This is a genomic window from bacterium (assembly GCA_040754625.1).
In the GTDB taxonomy this organism is placed as follows: Bacteria; JACRDZ01; JAQUKH01; order JAQUKH01; family JAQUKH01; genus JAQUKH01.
This window is the reverse complement of sequence record JBFMCF010000062.1, coordinates 1-6,572: the sequence shown is the minus strand read 5'-3', so window position 1 is coordinate 6,572 and position 6,572 is coordinate 1. Positions and strand designations below refer to the sequence as shown.

5 protein-coding genes are annotated in these 6,572 nt (G+C 37.0%); all 5 read left to right on the top strand.

Features of this window, described 5'->3' with window-relative positions; translation table 11 throughout:
* Window positions 1-247 precede the first annotated feature (247 nt).
* The 5 genes from AB1498_05360 to AB1498_05340 all read left to right on the top strand — a co-directional run bounded on the left by AB1498_05360 (window position 248) and on the right by AB1498_05340 (window position 6,396).
* A complete protein-coding gene (locus AB1498_05360) occupies window positions 248-886 on the top strand; it encodes a hypothetical protein (protein ID MEW6087713.1) in 639 nt (212 codons plus the stop codon).
* Window positions 887-1,408: 522 nt separating this feature from the next.
* Entirely contained in the window at window positions 1,409-1,615 is a 207-nt protein-coding gene (locus tag AB1498_05355) for a hypothetical protein (GenBank protein MEW6087712.1), read from the top strand.
* Between the two features lie 138 nt (window positions 1,616-1,753).
* The gene (locus AB1498_05350; protein MEW6087711.1) at window positions 1,754-2,809 is read left to right on the top strand and encodes a virulence RhuM family protein; all 1,056 of its coding nucleotides are present in this window, start codon (window positions 1,754-1,756) and stop codon (window positions 2,807-2,809) included.
* Window positions 2,810-3,474: 665 nt separating this feature from the next.
* Complete coding sequence (locus AB1498_05345) at window positions 3,475-3,636, top strand: YdeI/OmpD-associated family protein (protein MEW6087710.1); 162 nt, start codon at window positions 3,475-3,477, stop codon at window positions 3,634-3,636.
* 126 nt (window positions 3,637-3,762) lie between these two features.
* Complete coding sequence (locus AB1498_05340; GenBank protein MEW6087709.1) at window positions 3,763-6,396, top strand: pitrilysin family protein; 2,634 nt, start codon at window positions 3,763-3,765, stop codon at window positions 6,394-6,396.
* The last annotated feature ends 176 nt before the right edge of the window (window positions 6,397-6,572 follow it).

Sequence of the window (6,572 nt, the reverse complement as noted above, 5' to 3'; positions counted from 1 at the left end):
ATTCCCTTTTTTTATGGCTTTTGCTTCGGTTTTTTTTGCTGTTGTCTTTAAGATTTATTATTCACTTGATTCCTCGCAGGCTAAAGCCTGCGCCTACCTGATTTCCACCGGTAACTGACCGGTTACAGGAGGACGAAAAAAACGTTTGACAAAAATACAAAAAAATAGGATAATTAATTTAGAAAAGATTGAAGTTTAGATTATATAAATTTTCTACAACTAACATATTAAATGAGAGGGGTAGAAAATGGAGAAAAGAAGCACTTTCTTTGGTATATTTATAAAAATATACAGGTGGAGTGCTTTTTTTATTTTATTAAACAAACTTATTTTTGCCTCATTGGTCTTCCTTTTCATATACCTGTTTTTTAGCTTAAATATCGCGTTTGCGGCGGAAATAAAATCAAAAATTAAAAATGTAAGCATAACAGGCCTGTTTGAGAATTACGGTTCTGATTCATATATTGCATCGGAATATTTGCTGCCGGTTGATGGGAAAAAACATGAAGTTGGATTTACATATGATACTGTTACATATTTAATATCTTTTACGGCAACTGTTGTTGGAACAGCATCAGAAAAGGAAGAAAAATACTTTTCCGGCGAAATTAAAATTGAATATTTCCTGCCGGCCGATTCTGATTTTTATAAAAATGATGCAGTGCTAAGGTTTAAACTATACGATAAAAAGGGAAATATCCTGCCGATCGATGAAGTTATTGATTACAGCAAGGAAGATTTTATATCCCCCGGCTGGATATTGGAAACCGCTGAATTTCCCGCGAATGAAGTAGTGTTTACCACAAAGAATTATGGCGGAAATAAAGGGGCCACGGAACGGGCATGGTTCATTCTGCATTGCTCGTATCGTGTTTCTGAGTCATGATATGTTAAACTTAAGACTTAAGTCTTAAGACTGCTCTTTGCATTTTTTATATATTTTGAATTTGAACTATTCTCTTATTCCATGATAGAACAGTTTCCATGTGGATAAAAGCTTATATTTCAATAAGTTAAAGGCAGAATTATATCTGCCGTTTAAAAAAATAAATGGATTATTGCGGCGGAAAGGGATAAAATGCAAGGTATATGGATTAACAGGAACAATTTAGACAAAGCGATCGAGACAAAAAATCCGCTGTAAAAGTAAATACAGAGCTTTTAAGGTTTTATTGGGAGCCGCGCGGTACTCGTGCACCAGCATGCCTTCAATTAAAGATATTGAGGCGGAATGGTATGATTATACGCCGGAGAAAAATTGTTGTAACGCTATTGCAACAATTAATATATCAACATGGAAATAAATGAAATTCAATCCCGATATTCATTACAGGCGTTCCATCAGGTTGTCAGGAACTGATCACTTCGTGAAAAGAATTTTAATTATTCGGAGCCGGGGTATTATTTTGTGACGATCTGTGTAAACGGTAAAGAATGTTTATTCGGGGAAATTAAAAAAGGCGAAATATTTATGAACGATGCGGGATTAATGATAAAAACATGGTTTGTTAAAATCAAACAAAATTTTAAAAATGCAAAAATTGGCGGCCGTTTTATCGTAAATTATGGCAAAGAAATTATTATGAGCGTATTGTTCGAGACGAAAAAGATTTAAAATGTATTCGGGATTATGTTGTGAATAATCCGTTGGGGTGGGAGAGGGATGAATATTATGGGTGAAAAAGCAGAGAAGAATTCAGTTTGCGCAAAAATCGCGCAGGTTCAGTAAAAATCAGTTGTCAGAGGGAAAATTATGCTTAAAAAAGAACAAAACAAATCACAACTTATAATTTATCAAACCGAAACCGGAGAGACAAAAATTGACGTGCGGTTTCAGGACGAAACAGTTTGGCTTTCGCAGCAGTTAATGGCTGAATTATTTCAAACGACAAAACAAAATATAAGCCTTCATATCGCGAATATTTACGAAGAAAAGGAACTTTTGCCTCAGGCAACTGTCAAGGAATTCTTGACAGTTAAAAAAGAAGGCAATCGGCAGGTAAGCCGTAATGTTGAATATTACAATCTCGATATGATCATTTCCGTAGGCTACCGGGTTAAATCAAAGGTGGCGACACATTTCAGGCAGTGGGCTACAAGCCACTTGCGGGAATTTATAATAAAAGGTTTTGTTCTGGATGATGAACGGCTTAAAAACCCGAAGCAGCCTTTTGATTATTTTGACGAATTGGCCAGGCGCATTCAGGATATCCGGACTTCCGAACGCCGGTTTTATCAAAAGATTACGGATATTTACGCTACAAGTGTCGATTATGACCCGACGGATGAGATGAGTATTGAATTTTTCAAAACAGTGCAGAATAAAATGCACTGGGCGATTACAGGACGGACCGCGGCAGAAATTATTTATGAACGGGTGGATAGCAAAAAGAAGAATATGGGGCTGACCAGTTGGCGGGGGACAAAAATCAGGAAGGACGATGTCGCGATCGCGAAAAACTATTTGAGTGGAGAGGAATTGCTGGGCTTGAATAATCTGGTGGAACAATATTTGGTTTTTGCCGAAGGCCAGGCGATGAGGCGCGTTCCCATGTACATGAAAGACTGGATTAAAAAACTGCATGGTTTTCTTCAGTTCAATGAACGGGATATCTTGACGCACGCGGGCAGGATATCTCACCAGCTTGCTTTGGAAAAGGCCGAGCTTGAATATGAGCAATACGCGCGGGACAGACAGCTTGTATCTGACAGGAAAGGTAATGCTTTTGATGAGCTTGTCAATGAAACCAGAATGATTGAAGTTGTAAGCAAAAAAAAGAGGACAAGGAAACCGGATAATGAAACCTAAATTTGATTCAGGCATTGAATACCAGATTGAGTGCGATATTGCGTAAATAATGCGTGATTATTGCGTGATTGTCGAGGAATATAAAAGTGACCGGATTCCTGTGGCCGTCTTGAAAATGAAAAGAGTCTGGAATCGATTCGTGATTATATTGTGAATAATCCGTTGAAATGGGAAATGGATGAATATTATGAATGAAAAAGAAAATTTGAACGCTACGGGTAGGGGCGAATAATCATTCGCCCCTACATTATAATCACCAGTCTTAATAATGGTAACCAGTTAGCGAATTGGAACAACTATGAAATCCCTCTTTAAAAAAGGGGGAAATAGGGGGATTTTTTAATAAAATTTATCAAATCCCTCTTAATCTCCCTTTTCTAAAGGGAGAAATTAAGATTTATTCCAACCCGCTAAATGGTTACTAATAATGAGGTGTAATCAGTGAAAAAATACAAAATATTTGTCAGTGGTGTTCAAAAAGAACTCAAAGAAAAGCGATTTGCGATAAAAGAAATTGTAATGGAAAACTATCTTTTGAATGAATATTTTACAGTTTTTTGATTTAACTGAACTGTGTATGAAAGGAATTTTAAAGAGAATAGGGAAAACCGGCAGAAGTACGGAATATATTTTAACCCGAAATAATCCCGAAATTGGCTTTACTGTTGAATAAAAAGGCCGGTGAATTTTTTGAAAACCTGTCGCCGTCAAATAAAAAACAGTATATATGGTGGATTTCAAGCGCGAAAAGAGAGGAAACAAGGTCTAAAAGAATAAAGGAAGCCGTAAGAAGATTATCCCAAAGAAAGAAGCCTGGAATGCAGTAAGACAAAAGATTTAGTGTCAAGTATCTGCCCTACACGGACTATCGGTGAAAAAAATTCTATCAATCAGACAAAAATTTATGATATTATTATAAAAATTTTAATTTTGTTTTATTATTAGGAGGCTGTATGTTCAAAAAACTTTTTATAATTGTTTTTATTTTTAACACAATTACCTGTTTTGTTTTCGCAAGGGATAAAAATATAAAGGAGGATGTTTCTTCAATGCAGGATAACTTTAGCTATGAAACTCAAAAATTTGTTTTAGACAATGGTATGACTGTAATATTGAGAAATGTCCCGACAATTGACGCGATAGCGATGCAGGTATGGGTAAAATCGGGAACTATCCATGAAGGAAAATACCTGGGGGCGGGCATTTCGCATTTTGTGGAACATATGATATTTAAAGGGACTGAAAAGAGAAAGGAAGGCCAGTTATCCAGGGAGATTAAAAAGGCCGGGGGTGATTTGAACGGGTATACGGCCGATGACAGGGTGGTTTATCTTTTGACCGTAAGCAAAGATTATTTTGATACAGGCCTCGATGTTTTGTCCGACGCGATGATGAACGCGAGTTTTGATTCAACGGAACTGGAAAGAGAAAGAGATGTAATTCTGAAAGAAATAAACATGAACCTGGACAATCCCGACCGCTCCGCTCATCGTTTATTCTGGGAAGCGCTTTATACTAAACATCCTTACAGATACCCGGGCATAGGTTACAAGGACCTTTTTATGAATTTGACAAGAGAAGATGTTTATAATTATTATAAAAAAACCCATATCCCGAATAATATGATTTTTATAGCCGTGGGAAATTTTGAGATTCCCGGGGCTTTGGAAAAAATAAAAAACGCTTTTAAGGATTTTAAGGGACAGCTTAAAACGCCGTCAATTATTGAACCTGAACCCAGGCAGGTCAGCAGACGTTTGGTATCAAAAGAATCAGATGTCCAGATTACAAGGTTAAATATGGGATTTCACACAGTTGATTTATATAACGATGATATGTATCCGCTGGATGTTTTATCCATAATTTTGGGAGAGGGTGAAGCCTCCCGCATGGTAAAAAAAATAAAGAATGAGAAGGCTTATGTATATTCAATTCATACCTGGTCATATACTCCCCAGTATCCGGGCGTTTTTGGTATAAGCGCCGCAATGGATGAAAAAAACATTGATAATGTCCAGGATGAAATATGGGCAATCATTGAAGAATTAAAGAAAAAAGAAGTTTCCGATACTGAACTTGATATGGCCAAGCAAAAAGTGATAAGCGGCCACATATTTTCAAAACAGACAATAGAAGGCATGGCGGGACAATTGGCAATGGACGAGATGACTGCCGGCAACATGAATTTTGATGAAGTCTATATTAAAAGAGTAAAAGAAGTTACAAAAAAAGATTTGCAGAGAATCGCGCAGAAATATTTTAATAGTGAAAATTTGACCGTCGCAATTTTACGCCCGGCAGGAAAACAGGAACCAAAAGATAAAGAAAAAATAATTGCTCCTTTTGTTTCTGATGTCCGGAAAATAACTTTACCCAATAAAGCTGTTTTATTAATAAAAGAGGATAGACGGCTGCCTGTTATTTCGGTAAGAATCAGCTTAATGGGAGGTTTAAGATTTGAGAATGAGTTTAATAACGGTATAACTAATTTCATGAAAGAACTTCTTTTAAAAGGGACAAAAAAATTAACCGCTGATGAAATAAGCCTTAAAATAGAAAGCAGGGGAGGAAAGATCAGCACGTTCAGCGGGAGGAATTCTTTCGGGATATCCCTGGATATTTTAAAGGAAAATTTTGACGAAGCGCTTGACATTATCAGCCAGGTATTGACCTCGGCTTTATTTAATGAAAAAGAGATTGAAAAAGCGCGTGAAAAAATCCTGGCGGACATAGCAAGCGAACAGGACGATGTTTTCCGGACGACGTCAAATCTTTTTATGTCTACGCTTTTTGAAAGGCATCCATACCGCCTGCGTCCCATTGGCAGTATGGAGTCTGTTAAAAAAATAACAAGAAATGATATTCTTAAATATTATTATGATTATTGCAGGCCCAACAATATGGTTATAAATATATACGGGGACATAGACGCGGGTAAAATCCAGGAGAAAGTAAATAAGGTTTTTGCCGGTTTCAAATCGCAGGAACTGCCTGTAATTCGCGTCCCGGAGGAACTGGAGCCCCTTAATATAAGAAAAGCGCAGAAATTTAACAACAAAACACAATCTGTGGCAATACTCGGATTTTTGGCGCCTGATTTAAAAAGCCCTGACTATTATCCTCTGGAAGTTTTGACTTCAGTATTAAACGGCCTTGGGTCCCGTATGTTTGAAAATCTAAGGGGCGAAAAAGGTCTGGCTTATTATGTAGGCAGTTTTTATATACCGGGACTGGAAACAGGCGCGTATTTATTTTATATCGGCACAATCCCTTCAAAAAGGGAAGAGGCTGTCCAGGGTATATTGGACCAGATTAAAAAATTGCAGGAAGAAGACATTACTCCGGAAGAGCTCCAGACAGCGAAACAAAATCTTATAGGGCAAAAGGCCATTTCACTGGAAACTATCGGTTCCCAGGCATCCTCTTCAGGGCTGAACGAATTATACGGTTTAGGATATGACTGGGATGATAAATATAAAGAGACAATTAACAAAGTAACCGCCGAAAATGTCAAGAGTGTCGCAAAAAGATATTTTAATCTGAATACTTATACCATCGCGGTTGTGGAACCGGAAGAAAAGAAATAAAAAAAAGAGTATCCTTATTTTCTAAAAAGAAAATCAGGATACTCTTCTATAACAGAACTTTGACAGTTAAACCCTAAAAAATCGCAAAAGAAGCGAAAAGAACCGCATAGAAATAAGGGGCGGTTCTTTTTTTTGGCCAAAGTGTAGTGCCATGTTTGATTAAAAATAATTAAAAT